This window comes from Candidatus Methylospira mobilis (genome assembly GCF_009498235.1).
GTDB classification, from domain to species: Bacteria; Pseudomonadota; Gammaproteobacteria; order Methylococcales; family Methylococcaceae; genus Methylospira; species Methylospira mobilis.
Genome location: NZ_CP044205.1, coordinates 64914 through 81771, shown reverse-complemented (window position 1 = coordinate 81771; position 16858 = coordinate 64914). Strand labels below are relative to the sequence as shown.

16 protein-coding genes are annotated in these 16858 nt (G+C 54.4%); 1 reads left to right on the top strand and 15 read right to left on the bottom strand.

Annotation, left to right across the window (positions count from 1 at the left end; translation table 11 throughout):
* Nucleotides 1-79: 79 nt before the first annotated feature.
* Nucleotides 80-2710, top strand: coding sequence for a hybrid sensor histidine kinase/response regulator (locus F6R98_RS00335; RefSeq protein ID WP_153247226.1), 2631 nt, complete (start codon nt 80-82; stop codon nt 2708-2710).
* 32 nt (nt 2711-2742) lie between these two features.
* Here the strand turns inward: F6R98_RS00335 and F6R98_RS00330 are convergent, their stop codons facing one another.
* The 15 genes from F6R98_RS00330 to zigA form a co-directional block, all read right to left on the bottom strand.
* Nucleotides 2743-3393 (bottom strand): HAD-IA family hydrolase, encoded by a 651-nt coding sequence (locus F6R98_RS00330; protein WP_153247225.1) that lies wholly within the window; start codon nt 3391-3393, stop codon nt 2743-2745.
* A gap of 99 nt (nt 3394-3492) precedes the next feature.
* Nucleotides 3493-4140: a 3-hexulose-6-phosphate synthase gene (gene hxlA / locus F6R98_RS00325; protein WP_153247224.1), complete on the bottom strand. Its 648-nt coding sequence runs from the start codon at nt 4138-4140 to the stop codon at nt 3493-3495.
* Nucleotides 4141-4243: 103 nt separating this feature from the next.
* The gene (gene hxlB, locus F6R98_RS00320) at nt 4244-4777 is read right to left on the bottom strand and encodes a 6-phospho-3-hexuloisomerase (RefSeq protein ID WP_153247223.1); all 534 of its coding nucleotides are present in this window, start codon (nt 4775-4777) and stop codon (nt 4244-4246) included.
* 1 nt (nt 4778) lies between these two features.
* On the bottom strand, nt 4779-5438 hold the full coding sequence (gene hxlA, locus F6R98_RS00315; protein WP_153247222.1) for a 3-hexulose-6-phosphate synthase: 660 nt from the start codon (nt 5436-5438) through the stop codon (nt 4779-4781).
* A 260-nt stretch (nt 5439-5698) separates the two neighbouring features.
* On the bottom strand, nt 5699-6688 hold the full coding sequence (locus tag F6R98_RS00310; protein WP_153247221.1) for a transaldolase: 990 nt from the start codon (nt 6686-6688) through the stop codon (nt 5699-5701).
* A gap of 181 nt (nt 6689-6869) precedes the next feature.
* A complete protein-coding gene (gene rpiA, locus F6R98_RS00305; RefSeq protein ID WP_153247220.1) occupies nt 6870-7526 on the bottom strand; it encodes a ribose-5-phosphate isomerase RpiA in 657 nt (218 codons plus the stop codon).
* Between the two features lie 76 nt (nt 7527-7602).
* Nucleotides 7603-8499 (bottom strand): phosphoribulokinase, encoded by an 897-nt coding sequence (locus F6R98_RS00300; protein WP_153247219.1) that lies wholly within the window; start codon nt 8497-8499, stop codon nt 7603-7605.
* Between the two features lie 94 nt (nt 8500-8593).
* A complete protein-coding gene (locus F6R98_RS00295) occupies nt 8594-9364 on the bottom strand; it encodes an HAD-IA family hydrolase (protein WP_153247218.1) in 771 nt (256 codons plus the stop codon).
* Nucleotides 9365-9367: 3 nt separating this feature from the next.
* The gene (gene fba / locus F6R98_RS00290; protein ID WP_153247217.1) at nt 9368-10432 is read right to left on the bottom strand and encodes a class II fructose-bisphosphate aldolase; all 1065 of its coding nucleotides are present in this window, start codon (nt 10430-10432) and stop codon (nt 9368-9370) included.
* Nucleotides 10433-10580: 148 nt separating this feature from the next.
* On the bottom strand, nt 10581-12587 hold the full coding sequence (gene tkt, locus F6R98_RS00285; protein WP_153247216.1) for a transketolase: 2007 nt from the start codon (nt 12585-12587) through the stop codon (nt 10581-10583).
* A gap of 94 nt (nt 12588-12681) precedes the next feature.
* Complete coding sequence (locus F6R98_RS00280) at nt 12682-13470, bottom strand: enoyl-ACP reductase FabI (protein ID WP_153247215.1); 789 nt, start codon at nt 13468-13470, stop codon at nt 12682-12684.
* Nucleotides 13471-13951: 481 nt separating this feature from the next.
* Entirely contained in the window at nt 13952-14437 is a 486-nt protein-coding gene (locus F6R98_RS00275) for a hypothetical protein (RefSeq protein ID WP_153247214.1), read from the bottom strand.
* 285 nt (nt 14438-14722) lie between these two features.
* Nucleotides 14723-14944: a DUF1826 domain-containing protein gene (locus tag F6R98_RS22360; RefSeq protein ID WP_455423474.1), complete on the bottom strand. Its 222-nt coding sequence runs from the start codon at nt 14942-14944 to the stop codon at nt 14723-14725.
* A gap of 7 nt (nt 14945-14951) precedes the next feature.
* A complete protein-coding gene (locus F6R98_RS22960; protein WP_315699856.1) occupies nt 14952-15395 on the bottom strand; it encodes a DUF1826 domain-containing protein in 444 nt (147 codons plus the stop codon).
* 98 nt (nt 15396-15493) lie between these two features.
* A complete protein-coding gene (zigA, locus tag F6R98_RS00265; protein ID WP_153247213.1) occupies nt 15494-16729 on the bottom strand; it encodes a zinc metallochaperone GTPase ZigA in 1236 nt (411 codons plus the stop codon).
* Nucleotides 16730-16858: the final 129 nt, after the last annotated feature.

Genomic DNA, 16858 nt, shown 5'->3' with positions numbered 1-16858 from the left:
CGCCTGGGAAGCCAGTATCAGAATAGGATACTGATATTTTTATGTTTCTGGTGGGTAAGGAGACATCGGCTTCACGGTCATGACATTACGCAGTTTCCTGTTGCTGTTTTTAATGTCGGCATGCTCCGCATTCGCCGCAGCGGCGGAATTACGCCTGTCCGGTAATGAAAGCGTGGTTTCGCTGACGAAATATCTGGAAAGTTATGAAGATTTAACCGCCACGATAAACATTGAAACAGTTGGTGGAATGGGCGGTTTTACGCCGGCGCCGCTGCGTCTGTTAAGTCCCGGCTTTACCGCATCCGCCATATGGCTCAGGCTGACTGTCGTCAATACTACCGCCGCGCCGCTCACTCGCTGGATCGCCATCCATTCGGCACAGTTGCAGGAAGTCAGTCTGTTTTTTCGGCAGCAGGGGCGCTGGCGCCGTATGGATGCCGGAACCACTTTGCCATTTTCGCTACGCCCGATAGCCGCGCTCAGCGCGGTGTTCCCTCTGCAACTGGCTGCGGGCGAATCCGCTACGGTGTATTTGCGCATTGCCAGTTCTACGACGATCGCCATAGACCTTGAACTATGGGAGCCGTTGGCATTCCGCGAAGCCGAAAATTTTGCCCGTTTATTCGACGGCTTTCTTATCGGCTGCCTGATACTCACCGCTATTTATGCCTTACTGATGTTCTTTACGCTCAGAGACCGCGCTTTTCTTCCGCATGCGCTGGGCATTCTGGCCTTTTGCCTGCACGATGCAAGCAGCAAGGGCTACGGCTTCATGTATTTTTGGCCCGAGGCGACCGACTGGACAACCCGCAGCATTGCCTTGTTCGGTGCGCTTGGTCTTTGCGGAATGCTTCTGTTTGTGCGCGAACTGCTGCTTACTCGCACCCGGCTTCCGCACTGGGATCATCTGCTGCTGTCATTGCTGGCCGCGCAATCAGTTTCCGCCGCCATCTTACTGTTATGTGACAATCGGACTTGGTCTTCACTCCATATCGTGTTGAATTTTTCCATTGTGATTGCAATTGTTATAACAGTGCTGCTGGCCATTCTGCGACGCTTTCCGGCTTCGCGCTTTTACCTGATTGCATTCGTCATTGTTCTAATCGGCTCTCTTGCGCGCGTCCTTTCTCTATTCGGCGTCATTCAGTCCGAGCTGATTGGCAATTATGCCACACCGCTTTCCGTGCTGATCAGCAACACTTTCCTGCTGGCTGCCGTCGTTGACCGCATTATGCTGGCGCGAAAGGAAAAGCTGGCTGCTCAGCAAGCCCTGCTCGATGCACGCGCAGCCCACGAAGCACAACTGGAGCGGGCTGTGGATGATCGCACCGCCGACCTCAACACGGCGCTCGACGAAGCCCGTAGCGCCAACCAGACCAAAAGCCGTTTGCTGGCTTACGTTAGTCACGATTTGCGGACGCCGTTGGCGACCATCATCAATACCGTCCATCGACTTAACCTGCACGCCGGCACCGAAACGCTTCGCTACCAGGCATCCATCGAACAATGCGCTGCGCATCAGCTCGAGTTGATAGACGATCTGGTGGAATACGCGCGCGGCGAACTGGATCATCTGCAGCTGTCGCCGACGCCAATCTATCTACACGCCTGGCTGGACGACATTGCGCAACAGGCCGAACTGCTGGCCGAACAGTACGGTAACCGTTTCGTACTGGAACTTGGCGGCATGCCGCCCATCGTTGTGCTCGACCCCAAGCGCCTGCGACAGGTACTGCTCAACCTGCTTTCCAATGCGGCGAAATTTACCGCCAACGGTGTTATCCAGCTGCGTGTGCAAGCCGAATTCATGCCGGACAATCAGGTGGCGTTATCTTTTGTTGTTGATGATTCCGGCCCCGGCATTCCGCAGCACGACATGGAGCGCATTTTCCTGCCCTTTGAACGGCGGGACTCCGATCGGCAAGGTTCGGGGCTCGGACTCTGTATCGCTCAGCAGATAGTCAAGGAAATGGGCGATAAACTGAGAGTTGAAAGTACGCTGGGTCATGGCAGCCGCTTTACCTTTCGCCTGGTGGTGAACACCGCTCCTGAATCCGAAGTTATGCAGCCGGCGTCAACTTCACCGACATGGGATGCTTTCGGCGCCGGCAAGACACTGCTGGTTGCCGATGATAATGAAGCGAGCCGGAGTCATCTGCAGGAAATCCTGTCGACGGCAGATTTCGATGTCGTTTTCGCCACGGACGGCGAACAAGCGTTGCGCCTGGCTATAGAAACTCATTTCGACGCCATTCTGGTCGACCAGATGATGCCCCGCATAGGCGGGTGGGAACTATTGCTGACGCTGCGCCGGCAGTATCCGAACGCTATCGTTATATTATGTAGCGCCATACCGCCCCAACGCCCGGCCGGCTTTCCCAGGGATATCGACTTTAACGCCATCCTGCTCAAGCCTGTTTTCGCAGATCAGCTTCTGCTTGCGGTGAGAAAACTGCTCGACGGCATATCGGAACCTTCTGCCAGGATTCCGGTATTATCGTTTTCCATCCCGGATGAACTGCTGGCGCCGCTGCGTACGTTGATTGCCGTTGGCAGCATAACCGAGATCGAAGCCTGGGCCGTAAGGTTTGAAACAGATCACCCTGAGCATACTGATTTCGCCTTCCGCGTTCGGGAAGCGGCACGGCGCGTTGATCTACACGAATTGGCAGCGTTGCTTAACGCAGCAGCTTTAGCAATCGCCCAATGATTTCTGTTCCATTATTTACATTCCAGCCCGGATTATTCTTCATACTGCAGCAACGGTAATAATTCGTCCATATGCGTAAACAATCTCACGCCCAGCCCCTCAAGGCGCGCATTATTGGCAAGCGGTGCGTATCCGAAGACTGTCATCCCGGCGGCAATTCCGGCCTTAACGCCCTTAACGCTGTCTTCCACCACTGCGCAGCGTTCGGGAGCGGCCGCCATTGCTTTTGCGGCATGCAGAAAAATATCGGGTTCAGGCTTCCAGCGACCCAATTCGTAGGCGCTGAATATCCGGCCTCGAAAATAGGGAAGCAGCCCGGTTGCGCGTAAACTGAGTTCAATTTTTTCGCGAGGGCCGCTGGACGCCACACAAAACGGCAATTGTAAGCCTTGCAGCACGGCCTTTACGCCGGGCATCGGCTTCAGGGATTCATTAAATACCGTGACCATGCGTGCGCGTAACTCCACGACAAAGTTGCCGGGTAAGCGCTTGCCCAGACGTTGTTCGATATATAGCAATGTATCGGCCATTTTGCCGCCCCGAAATTGAGTAATCGCTTCCTCCAGCGACATGGAGAGTCCGAGTTCTGCAACGTAATCAACAAGAATCTGATTACCCAGACTTTCGCTATCTACCAGCGTGCCATCGCTGTCAAAAATGACTGCATCGAAAGGTGTTTTCATTTTCTTACTTAAAAGAAAAGGGAACCAGCGTTTCCGCTGGTTCCCTCTCTACTTGGCGTTAAAGCTGACGAGTCAGACCGGCCCGCGCATAGAACATACTCAGGCCGAAGCTTCGTCCACCAGCTTGCGGATCTGACGCGCTGCAGTTTCAGGACATGCCGCGCCGGTTATCGCGCCGCCGATAACGATGATGGATGGGCCGGCTTTGGCAACCTGCTGTACCGTCGCCAGATTAATGCCGCCGGCAACTGAGATTTTAGCGTTCAGATGCAGGTTAAGCAGAGTCTGCAAATCGGCAAAGGGCGTCTGACCGGCGAGCTGCTGATCGATACCGGTGTGTATACCAATAATGTGCGCACCGGCTTCTACCGCTTCACGCGCACGCTTCGGCTTATCGGCGACGTTGATCAAATCGACCTGCGCCTCTCTGCCATAAGCATTGGCGGCCTCTACTACGCCTTTGATGGTGCTCAGATCGGCAGTACCCAATACCGTGGTGATATCGGCGCCGGCCTGAAAAAAAGGCTTTGCTTCATATGCGCCGGCGTCCATGGTCTTCAGATCGGCGAATATACGCTTGTTGTGAAACTGGCCTTTCAGGTGTTTGACCAGACGCAGACCGTTGACCTTGAGGCAAGGCGTTCCAATTTCAATAATGTCGACGTAAGGAGCCGCTTTCTCGGCCAGCGCTACGGTCTGTTCGTAATCCAGAGAATCAAGAGCCAGCTGAATTAATGGTTTTGCCATGATATGTCCTCCCACTTGTGATAGTTGTTAAAGATGCTGCACATATTTTATACAGCATCTTTTCATTTATTTATGCTTTATGATGAAACACCTTGATAAGGGATTATTCAAGGTTGGCGTGACGTGTTCTCATTTCCTCTTCGGGGATGCCCTTCTCATGGATCACATGCGAAATGGTCGCCTCCAGGAAAACCAGAGTCGACAACTCGAACGTCGTGCCCATCGGCATGCCGACTACCTTGCCGTATAGTTCCGGTGTTCCAATCTGGAATACCACTTTGGACATATCCCCCAAGGTCGATGAACTCTTGGTAGAGATCAATGCAAGGTCAGCGCCCAGCTCTTTCGCACGCTTGGCAAAGGCGATCATCGTTTCCGTTTCACCGGAACCGGAAATTACCAGCAAAAGATCACCCTGACGTATGCTCGGAGTTACGATTTCACCAACGACAAAGACCTCATAGCCGCCATGCATCAGTCTCATTGCAAAAAATCTTGCAACAAGGCCCGAACGCCCGGCACCGGCAACAAAAATACGTTTTGCGCCGTCCAGCAGGGCGGTCAAAGACTTATCATAGCTATCGTCGGTCGCCTTCAATATCCCCGAAATCTTGTCGAAGATAAGCTGCTGATGCATGTTAAGCCCCTGCGCGGATTGCAACCGCTTCGACCAGCACGCTGATCTGACGCGCGGCTTCGGCTGGAGACTTCGCCCCGGTGATAGCACCACCGATTACGATGATGGAAGGTTTGGTAGCCGCTACCTGCTCAACCGTAGACTGGTTAATGCCGCCTGCAACCGATACCTTGACTTTCAGGCCCAGAGACAGCAAAGCCTGCAGGTCGGCAAACGGGGTTTTGCCGGCCAACTGCTGGTCGATACCGGTATGGATGCCGATGATATGCGCGCCCAGTCTGGCGGCTTCCTTGGCTACGTGAGCCTTGTCTTCTACATTGATCAGATCGACCTGCGCTTGCTTGCCGTACTTGTTGGCAACGTCGATAACGCCTTTGATCGTGCCGAAATCCGCCGTTCCCAGAACGGTAGTGATATCGGCGCCGGCCTTGAAGAATGGCTCTGCTTCGTAGTAGCCGGCATCCATGGTTTTAAGGTCGGCAAAGACCAGTTTGTCGCGATGCTGGCTTCTAACGGCTTTGACGATTTCCAGACCGTTGTATTTGATGCATGGGGTTCCCAGCTCAATGATATCGACATAAGGCGCCGCAAGCTTGGCGAGCTTCAAAGTCTGTTCTTTATCCAGGGAGTCGAGTGCCAATTGAATTAATGGTCTTGCCATGTTGTTTTGCCTCATTTATAGGTAGTGAGATAGAAAACGATCCACTTTTATGCAAAAGCGGTCTTGCAGCACATTGCGCCTCGACCGGCACAGCCAGACTGCGCAAGTTAGTTAATATACTATTTACAGTTTTAATTAATACACAATTTACAAACTGTAGCTTAGAAAAACCGGCGTGTCAACGCTACGTCTCTTCCGGATCTTACCGGCGCATTCGATAGGGCCAGCCTTCGAATGCGCCGCTATGAACAACAAAGAAATCAGCCTTCCAGGCTTGCCAGACGCTCTGTCAGCAGGACTTCCAATTTTTCCAGCGCCTTGGTAAACCCGTCTATGCCTTCTGCAAGCTTCTCATTCGCCATGCGATCTTCGGCGTGCATACGATCGAACGTCTCCTTGTCCACGCTGATTTTGGCGATATCGGTGATCCCGGCGGCTTTGGCGGGATCCAGTTTGCGCGGCAAGTCGGCTTCCGTAGCCTGCAGTTCAGCAAGCAGGGAAGGCGCGATGGTCAACAGGTCGCAGCCGGCCAGTTCGGTTATTTCGCCGATATTGCGGAAGCTGGCGCCCATCACTTCGGTTTTGTAACCGAACTTCTTGTAATAATTGTAAATATTGGTAACCGACAGCACGCCCGGATCTTCCGCCGGCTCATACGAATCGCGGCCGGTGTCTTTCTTGTACCAGTCAAGAATTCGGCCGACAAACGGAGAAATCAGCGTAATGCCGTTTTCAGCGCAGGCGATGGCCTGATGAATGCCGAACAGCAGGGTCAGGTTGCAATGTATGCCTTCCTTTTCCAGCACGGCGGCGGCCCGTATGCCTTCCCAGGTTGCGGCAACCTTGATCAAAATGCGCTCTTTGGATACGCCGGCAGCTTCGTATTGTGCAATCAGGTCGCGTCCCTTGGCTATGGTCGCGTCGATGTCGAAGGACAGACGCGCGTCAACTTCGGTCGAAACCCGGCCCGGAATAATCTCGAGGATTTTCAGACCGAAAGAAACGGCCAGACGGTCAAAAGCCAATGAGGCTACCTGAGAAGCCGACGCGTCATTTCCCAAGGTTGCGCGCGCGCCTTTCAGCGTGTCGTCGACAATACCCTGATATTGCGGCATCTGAGCGGCAGCGGTAATCAGCGACGGATTGGTCGTCGCGTCGCGCGGTGTAAACTTTTCGATGGCCTGAATATCGCCCGTGTCAGCGACAACCACCGTCACTTCACGAAGCTGCTCGAGTAAATTTTTGGACATGGTGAACTCCTTGGTTTTATAGGTATTGGCCTTTCGCAGGCACGGCATCCGCCGCCTGATTCGCAATGGCAAACGTTGCGCATGATAACAACTCCGGACGTGCCATACAATCAGGCCCGGTAGCGGGGCGCCTGCCCCGCAAGGCGATCGGGACTCGTGCGAATTCGGGCAATCGCGGGCATTATTTCAGGGTTTTGATGCCATCAGCTGAGGCCAGTATCGCGATATCGGCCGGACGCATCGCAAAAATCCCGACCGTAACAACGCCGACGATGTCGTTGATCCGCCGTTCCAGTTCCGGTGGATTGGTAATTTCCAGATTATATACATCCAGTATGGGGTTGCCGTTATCGCTTATGAAACCCTCGCGCCATTGCGGCTGGCCGCCCAGCTTGACCATTTCGCGCGCGACATAGCTGCGCGCCATCGGTATCACCTCTATCGGCAACGGGAAATTGCCCAGCACCGGCACAAATTTGCTTTCATCCACGATGCATACAAATTTACGGCTGGCGGCAGCAATGATTTTTTCGCGGGTCAGCGCGCCGCCGCCGCCTTTGATCATCTGCAGATGCTCGTTGATTTCATCCGCGCCGTCCACGTATAAATCCAGATCGCCCGCGGAGTTCAGGTCTATCGACGGTATGCCGATTGCTTTCAAACGCGCGGCAGTCGCTTCCGAACTTGAAACCGCCGCTTCGATATCCCCCTTGTGACCGGCAAGCAGATCGATAAAACAGTTGACCGTAGATCCCGTTCCCACTCCCAGAATGGTAACGTCTTTAAGATATTCGAGGGCCGCTTCGGCAGCCTTTTTCTTCAATTCATCTTGTGTCATTTTTCCTCCGATTATAATGTTGCCGATCCGGTCCCGATTTTCGTCCCCGGCCTAAGGATATGGCTTCTCTGGCTGCTTAATACGCCGAATCACAGCGTGCCTTGTCTCGCCCCGCCATCAAGCGCTCTATAATGGGCCGAAAGATGATTTCCATAGCCAGCCCCATCTTGCCGCCCGGAATAACTATCGAGTTATGTCGCGACATAAACGAGTCGTGCAGCATCGCAAGCAAGTACGGGAAATCCACCTTGAATTTGTTCGGCTCCTTGAAGCGGACGATTACCAGACTTTCATCCTGAGAAGGGATATCGCGCGCGATGAACGGATTCGACGTATCCACCAACGGCACGCGTTGAAAATTGATATCCGTCTGGGAAAACTGCGGCGTAATGACCTTCACGTAGTCATCCATGCGGCGCAGGATGGTATCGGTTACATCCTGCGGCTTATATCCGCGCTGAGCGGTATCGCGGTGTATTTTCTGTATCCATTCCAGATTAACGATCGGCACTACGCCGACCAGCAAATCGGTGTATTTCGGAATATCCAGATCGCCGGACTTTACGCCGCCATGCAAACCCTCGTAGAACAACAGGTCAGTGTCGGCAGGCGCGTCTTCCCAGGGCGTAAAAGTCCCGGCTTCATACCCGCCCAGTTCTTCGCCCTCTTCAGCGCTATGGACATAATAACGGCGCCGCGCGGCGCCGGTTTCGCCATACTGACGGAAAGTATTCTGCAATTCGTCAAGAATGTTGGCTTCCAGGGAAAAATGGCTGAAATGCTGCCCTCCTTTTTGAGCCTCATCAACGCGCCGCGCCATTTCCTTGCGGTCAAAGCGATGATAGCTGTCGCCTTCGATCACCAGCGCCTGCAACTCGAGCCGGAAAAACAAGTGTTCGAATGCTTTTTTTACTGTAGTAGTACCCGCACCGGATGAACCGGTAACAGCAACGACAGGATACTTTTTCGACATCTGGACTCCTCAGTGTCCGTGCACTCCTGCACAGAAGTTTTTTTCATTATTATTAACCAATCAACTGCGGCGCTGAACGGAATCGGCAACCCGTCTATGGCTCGGTCGCGTGCAAACGCTTTAACGCAACGACGTCCAGCAAGCGGCAATCCGGCTCCAGCCGCCCAGCCAGACAGGCTAACGGTAACCCGGGTTCTCCGAGGTGATCGACCACGGCGAGCGCGCCGTCAAAACGCTGATGCGCAGTATAATCGTTCAGCGTAACGGCAACAGGAATGGCGGCGCGGCGCGCGGCGCGGAATCCGTTATCCGAATCCTCTATCGCCAGACATTCCGCTGCATCCAGACCAAGTTTTTCCAGCACGTACAGATAAATATCAGGAGCCGGCTTTTTTACCGGAACCATATCCCCAGCACCGATTACTTCGAACCATCCGAGCACGTCCGTGCCGAACGACAGGAGCAGCGCTTCGACATTTTCATAGGTCGATGTCGTCGCAATCGCCAAACGCAGACCGCAGCTATGCGCTTCGCGCAACAATCGCAGCACTCCCGGTCTCGGCGCTATTTCACCGCGCCGCACCAGCGTTATGAAATGCCGGGTTTTCGACGCTTGCAAGCCCGCGACAAATCCTTCGATATCGCCGGCTGCGCCATCCGGCAGCGCGGGATGATATTGCTCGATAAAGTGGCGCATGCGCTCCTTGCCGCCGGTAACCGACAACAGTTCGCCGTACAACTTTTCATCCCAGAGCCAATTCAGACCTGCATCGGCAAACGCGCGGTTGAAGGCTACACGGTGCCCGTACCGTTCGGTATCGGCCAGGGTGCCGTCTACATCGAAAATCAGCGCCTGCAGCCTCATGATTTACTGCACAACCGGCTTCAGATCGCCGGAAGCATAACGCCTGGACATCGCTTCGAAACCAATCGGATGTATGCGCGCAGCCTGCCCGGCTGCGCCGAAAGCTTCGTAGCGTTCACGGCACAGCGAAGTCATCGCTATCTGCGCCTCTTTATAAAACTTGCGCGGATCGAAGTTTGAAAGGTTTTCCGCCAAATGTTTGCGAGTTGCGCCGGTAGCGGCCAGACGCAAATCGGTATCGATGTTCACCTTGCGTACACCATTACGGATGCCTTCCACAATTTCCAACGTGGGCACGCCATAGGTCTGCGGTATTTCACCGCCGTAGCGGTTGATGATTTCCAGCCAATCCTGCGGTACCGAAGACGAGCCATGCATGACCAGATGCACGTTCGGCAACCGTTGGTGTATTTCCTTGACGCGATCAATGCGTAAAACCTGCCCTGTCGGTTTCTGCATGAATTTGTACGCGCCATGGCTGGTGCCGATAGCGATGGCCAGCGCGTCTACACCGGTTTTATTGACAAAATCGGCCGCTTGTTCCGGATCTGTCAGCAACTGGGAATGTTCGAGCGTTCCTTCTGCGCCATGACCGTCCTCTTCGCCCATTCTGCCGGTCTCCAGCGACCCCAGACATCCCAGCTCCCCCTCTACGGACACGCCGCAGGCATGTGCGATTTCCACCACTTTGCGGGTTGTTTCGACATTGTAATCGTAGCCGGCAGGCGTTTTCATATCTTCCAGCAACGAGCCGTCCATCATCACAGAACTGAAGCCGGACTGAATCGCGCGCGCGCACACCGCCGGCGACGCGCCATGGTCCTGATGCATGCAAACCGGTATATGCGGATAACTTTCCAGTGCCGCCAATACCAGATGACGCAGAAAAGCCTCGCCCGCATAGGCGCGCGCGCCGGCGGAGCCTTGCAGTATCACCGGCGAATCGACCATGGCGGCAGCCTCCATGATGGCTCTGATCTGCTCCATATTACTGACATTAAACGCCGGCACGCCGTAGCCATGCTCTGCCGCATGATCGAGTAGTTGACGCAGTGTTATCAAAGCCATGACTCACCTGCCATAAAAGAATTCTGTACCCTTTCGGGTAGGGGTACGGCATGCCGGAGCATGCCGTATACCTGTTTTGTATAATGTTTCGGTCAGGCTGCCGGGCTCTCGCATGCGGGCAACCCGGCTATCCCGACTTTTTTCCCGCTTACAGCGCTTCCACTTGGGCAACGACGTTTTCGACGGTAAAGCCGAATTCCTTGAACAGCAGCGGCGCGGGCGCGGACTCGCCGAAACGGTCCAGACCGACGATGCGACCGGCGGTGCCGGCGTATTTCCACCAGCCGTCGGTAACGCCCGCTTCAATGACTACGCGCTTGCTGACGCCGGGCGGCAATACGCTGTCGCGATAAGCCTGATCCTGCGCATCGAACACGTTGGTCGAAGGAATCGAAACTACACGGACTTTGCGCCCCTTTGCAGTGAGCGCTTCCGCCGACTTAACCGCCAGCTCGACTTCCGAACCTGTCGCGATCAGGATAACTTCAGGCGCGCCGTCGCTATCCTTCAGGATGTAACCGCCACGTCTGATGTTCGCAATCTGCGCATCGCTACGCGCATTATGCGCCAGGTTTTGACGTGAGAAAATCAGTACGGACGGACCATCCTTGCGCTCGATCGCCGCCTGCCAGGCAACCGCGGATTCGACTGCGTCGCCCGGACGCCATACCTGCATATTCGGAATCAAGCGCAGCGTGGCGGTTTGTTCCACCGGCTGGTGGGTAGGGCCGTCTTCACCCAGACCGATGGAGTCATGAGTGTAAACGAAAATGCTCGGTACTTTCATCAGCGCCGCCATGCGCAGCGCATTACGCGCATATTCGGAGAACATCAGGAAAGTAGCGCCGTAAGGCTTGAAGCCGCCGTGCAGCGCCGCGCCGTTCATGATGGCGGACATGCCGAATTCACGCACACCGTAGTAAACGTAATTACCGTTATGGCCTTCCGCGTTGACGTCCTTGCAGCCCGACCAGATCGTCAGATTGGAACCGGCCAGATCGGCTGAGCCGCCCAGCAGTTCCGGCAGCAGCGGGCCGAAACCGTTCAGTGCGTTCTGCGAAGCTTTGCGGCTGGCAATGGTTTCGCCCTTGGCATTAACCGCGGCGATGTATTCAGCCGACTTTTGCGCCCAATCAGCCGGAAGATCGCCTGAAATGCGGCGCTCGAATTCTGCGGCCAGCTCAGGGTGTTCGCTGCGATAGTTTTCAAAGCGGTCATTCCATTCGGCCTCGTTTTTAGCGCCGATTTCCTTGGCGTCCCAGCCTTCATAGATATCTTTCGGAATCTCAAACGCCGGGTAATTCCAGCCTATGGTCTTGCGGACCAGCGCGACTTCATCCGCGCCCAGCGCCGCTCCGTGACATTCTTCCTTACCCTGTTTGTTCGGCGAACCCCAGCCGATAATGGTTTTGCAGCAAATCAGGCTGGGCTTGTCGCTGGCGCGCGCCTCTTCGATGGCTTTCGCTACTGCCGCGCTATCGTGGCCATCGACATTACGCACCACATGCCAACCGTAAGCTTCGAAGCGCTTGGGAGTGTCGTCCATGAACCAGCCGGGAGTATTGCCGTGTCCGCGCACTTCACCATCAATGGAGATGTTGTTGTCGTCATAGAAGGCGATGAGCTTGCCCAGCTTCATCGAACCGGCAAGCGAGCAAGCTTCATGGGAGATACCCTCCATCAAACAGCCGTCACCCAGAAATACATAGGTGTGATGATCGACGATGGCGTGACCGGGACGGTTGAACTGCCCTGCCAGGGTGCGCTCCGCCAGTGCGAAACCGACGGCGTTGGTGATGCCTTGTCCCAGCGGACCGGTGGTGGTTTCCACGCCCGGCGCATAACCGTACTCGGGGTGTCCCGGCGTCTTCGAGTGCAGCTGGCGGAAGTTGGCGATTTCTTCGATCGGCAGCTGATATCCGGTCAGATGGAGCAAGGAATACAACAGCATGGAGCCATGTCCGTTGGACAGGATAAAGCGGTCTCGATCCGGCCATTTGGGGTTGCTTGGGTTGTGACGCAGGTAGTCGTTCCACAACACTTCCGCAATATCCGCCATGCCCATCGGCGCCCCAGGATGGCCTGAGTTTGCTTTCTGGACGGCATCCATGCTCAGGGCACGTATGGCATTCGCTAATTCTCGACGGGTCGGCATTTTTTTCTCCTATGATTTTTCTGGTCTAGCAGGGTCAACGAAACAACAAAACAATGATTTTATGCAGTAACCGCGACATTGTCACGAAATTCAGTTATACGCTCGCCAATCCGACGATATTGTAGCCGGCGTCGACGTACACGATTTCGCCGGTTATGCCGGACGCCAGATCCGAACACAGGAAAGCCGCGGCATTGCCGACTTCGTCAATGCTGACGTTTTTGCGCAACGGCGCGGCATGCTCGGCCTTGCTCAGCATATCGCGAAAGTTGTTGATGCCCGACGCCGCCAGCGTGCGTATCGGCCCCGCCGAAACCGCATTCACACGCGTACCTTCAGGCCCGAGAGAAACGGCCATGTAGCGCACATTCGCCTCGAGACTGGCCTTGGCGACCCCCATCACGTTGTAGTTGGGTATAACGCGTTCCGCGCCCAGGTAGCTCAGCGTCAGCAGCGATCCGTTGCGCCCGGCCATCATGTTGCGGCCGGCCTTGGCCAGAGCGGTAAAACTGTAGGAGCTGATATCATGCGCAATCGCAAAATTTTCGCGCGTCACCGAATCGACATAAGAGCCGTCCAGCGCCTCGCGCGGCGCGTAGGCGACCGAATGCACGATGCTGTCCAGACCATCCCACTCTTTGCCCAATTCGGTGAAAACCGTTTCGATCTGCTCATCGCTGGCGACATCGCAAGGCAATACGCGCTGCGCGGTACCGCAGCATTCGGCGGCGAGCTTTTCGACGCGCTCTTTCAGCTTGTCACCCTGATAGGTAAATGCAAGCTCGGCTCCCTCGCGATGCATCGCCGCCGCAATACCGTATGCGATGGAGCGGTTGCTGGCCACGCCTACAATCAAAACTCGTTTGCCTTGCAAAAAACCCATATTGCTATCCTCATCCTGTTATTTTCGGTGATTTCAAATCGCGACGGCTCCCCGTCCCGCCCGGCGGCTTAAGTCGTTCTCGATTTTTGACTGTTAAAGTATCTCCGAGCACCTTCGAACTGTCCAGTATTAGGTTCTGTAGACTGAACGCAAGCGTTTAACAGAAAATTACCGGATGCCGTCAGGGTATGACGGCATCCGGTCGGTCGGCAGGCAAGTTACTCTGAATCCATCCCAGGCGTCTGATGGAGGTCGGACAGGACTTTTCGTCCTCCCTTTTTACTTTTGCACGGTATCTCTCCACGCAGGAACGACGCGTTTTTTAATTCGATACGGGAACTGAAAAGTCGCAATGTAGCATTGGGAAGCCCTCAATGAGTCATTCGACAGGCTCAGGACGAACGGCAAGCTGTTGTTTCCGCAAGTGGCGAATCCTTCTGCTACGCTCATAAGAGCCTTGGCGAACCATCAATGGAAACGCTTAATTTATTCTTCCATGATCTCTCAGCATTTGTTCATGATCGGCTTTCATCCTTTCATGATCAGCCTGCATTTTTTCGTGCTCGGCCTTGAGTGTTTCATCTTCCTTCAACATTAGTCGATGCTGTCGCTCCATTTCGGCCTGTGACAATTTCCCGGCCTTGTGCGCAACCTCCATTGCAGCATGTTTTTTGACCAGTTGCTCATGGCGTTTGACCATGACTGCATGCGCATTGACCATTTTCCGGTGTTGCGCTTCAATCTGCTGATGTTTCTTGTCGGGTTTTCCGCTACTGATCTGTTTGTGTTCCCCGGCCATTTTACGGTGCTCCTCCTCCAGCATGGCATGTTCCTGCTCCATGGACTGGTGCTCCGCTTCCAATTGAGCGTGCTGAGCAATCAATTCGTCGTGCGTCAGTGCAAAGCAGGGTACGGACATAAGCATCGCCCAGGCAAAAAAGGCAAGTATCAGAGATAGTCGTTTCATTTTTAGCTCCTCGTTGATTAATAAACTTATTTTTTAACTATTCAGCGTCCTTTGAGTTTTGCCCGGTGCCGTTAAGCTAATCCGTTCATGGGCGTAGCGCCGCGAATGCGGCTGGAACGTCTGACGAACCATGAACGGGTTAACTATCAATATAATAGGATTTTCCATTCATCCTTCGACAGGTTCAGGAGGAATGGAAAATCGGCACGCTGACACGCTGAATAGTTACCCTTATTTTTTAAAAAACCGGCTGACTGGCCGATGATCGTTATCGGTTTGCACTACTCAAAGCATGTCCGGCGTCAACAACAAGCGGCGCGGCTCTTCTTGTGCGGGTTTCGGCGAACGATGGACTGCGCCACGCTCTTCATTTCCTTCCCACTTGCTGCCTTTCATTAGTCCAACGGCATAGGGCGGCTTCCTGCCGATCGCCGTGTTATCCAGAACGAGACCCGGCTCTTCATCGGGCAAGCCCTTCGCGCGGGCTCCAAGCCGAGTCCGGTCTATATACTTTTCAGGCAGCCATTCGGTGCCGACGCCGCCGTAAGTGCAGACCAGCCGTCAAGGCGCATGATCGACATGGAAGCGCGGACACATGGCCTTGTCCAGCATCCTGAGACGCAGCCCTGCCCGCTCGATACCGAACAGCTCGCAATATGCCCAGGTAAGCCGGGCGGACATCATGCCACCACGCCGTATGGTCGGGTAAATCCTTATAATCCGGCAAAAGCGTATCGAATTTGTAGCGTTCGAAATCAATCGCTTCGACGATTTCGATTTCTTCGGCGCAACGCAGCAGCTCGGCTGCAAATGACAGAATCTGCGTTTCGAGTTGCCGATGAATGAGGCATAAATTGACATCATCTTTAAAAATGCGCGAAAGATCGCCAAGGTCATTCGAAGTCACGGCAGCAGGCGTTGCTGCGTCCTGCTGGATTATGTGAGTGAGCGCGTTCATACCGCCTCCTTATCCGGGTAACAATGGGTTTTCTAAAACGACGATCATGAATATCCCGGCTGCCAGCGCATAAACGACGAGGAGCCAGTTGTCGGGGCTCATGATGCAGGCTGCTCCTGATACCAGGCCGGAAACGGGTCTGAATAGGCCTGCCAAATGTTGCTGCCTGCGGCCAATTCGTCATCAGTCAGCAGACAGGAATCAAGTTCGCGGCGCGCTTGTTGGACATTGATGTTTTGACCGATGAACACCAGTTCCTGGCGGCAGTCGCCGAATGGCTCGGACCAGTTGACCAGGATATCGTCCAGATATTCCTGCGGCCATTGCTGTTCAGGCACTGAGGCCCACCAGCGCCCAGCCATGTCGTGATGCATGATGCCGCCCGCCTGCGACCAGCTTCCCGCGTATTCGTGACGCGACGCCAGCCAGAAGAAACCCTTGGAGCGTAGCAGCGTGCCGTTTTCCCAGTCGCTGTGATGCAGGTAGTCGTAAAAACGCTGCGGGTGAAACGGCCTCCGCGCGCTGTATACAAAACTGGAAATGTCGTATTCTTCCGTTTCCGGCACATGTTCGCCGCGTAATTCCTTGAGCCAGCCCGGTGCTTGCTCGGCCTTGGCGAAGTCGAACAGACCGGTATCCAGCACTTTATTCAGCGGTGCTTGCCCCATCACCATAGGTACAATTTCAGCTTCGGCGTTGAGACTGCGCAGGATGGCTCTGAGGTTGAAAACTTCATCGCTTCCAATAAGATCAATTTTGGAAATTAGGATGACATTGGCAAACTCGATCTGATCCACCAGTAAGTCGGCGACATTACGCTCATCCTCTTCTCCTAGAGATTCTCCTGCTTCTTTCAGGCTTATGGCATCCATGTAATCACGCATGAAGTTCACGGCATCCACCACGGTGACCAGCGTATCCAGGCGCGCGATGTCTGACAGGCTAACGCCGTCATCATTGCGAAAGGTGAAAGTTTCGGCGATGGGCAACGGTTCGGCGATGCCGGTGGATTCAATAACCAGATAATCGAAACGGCCTTCCTTGGCCAACTGCCCAACCTCTATCAGCAAATCTTCGCGTAAGGTGCAGCAAATGCAGCCGTTACTCATCTCGACCAGCTTTTCCTCGGAGCGGTTCAGCGCGACCTCGTTCCTTACCAAGGCTGCGTCGATGTTGACTTCACTCATATCGTTGACGATCACAGCTACCCGGCGATTTTCACGGTTGCTGAGTATATGATTGAGCAGGGTCGTCTTGCCTGCACCGAGAAAACCGGACAGCACTGTAACGGGCAGTTTAGGTTGGCATGTGTTGCTGGTATTTTGCTGAAGCATTATTGTAATGTTATATCGTTATGAAAAATAGATGAAAAGTCGGTAACTCAGTTCAGTCAAGGCAGTCGTTCAGCCCCGGTTTTCCGTTCGTTCTGAGCCTTGTCGAAGGATGAACGGAAACCGGGCAGG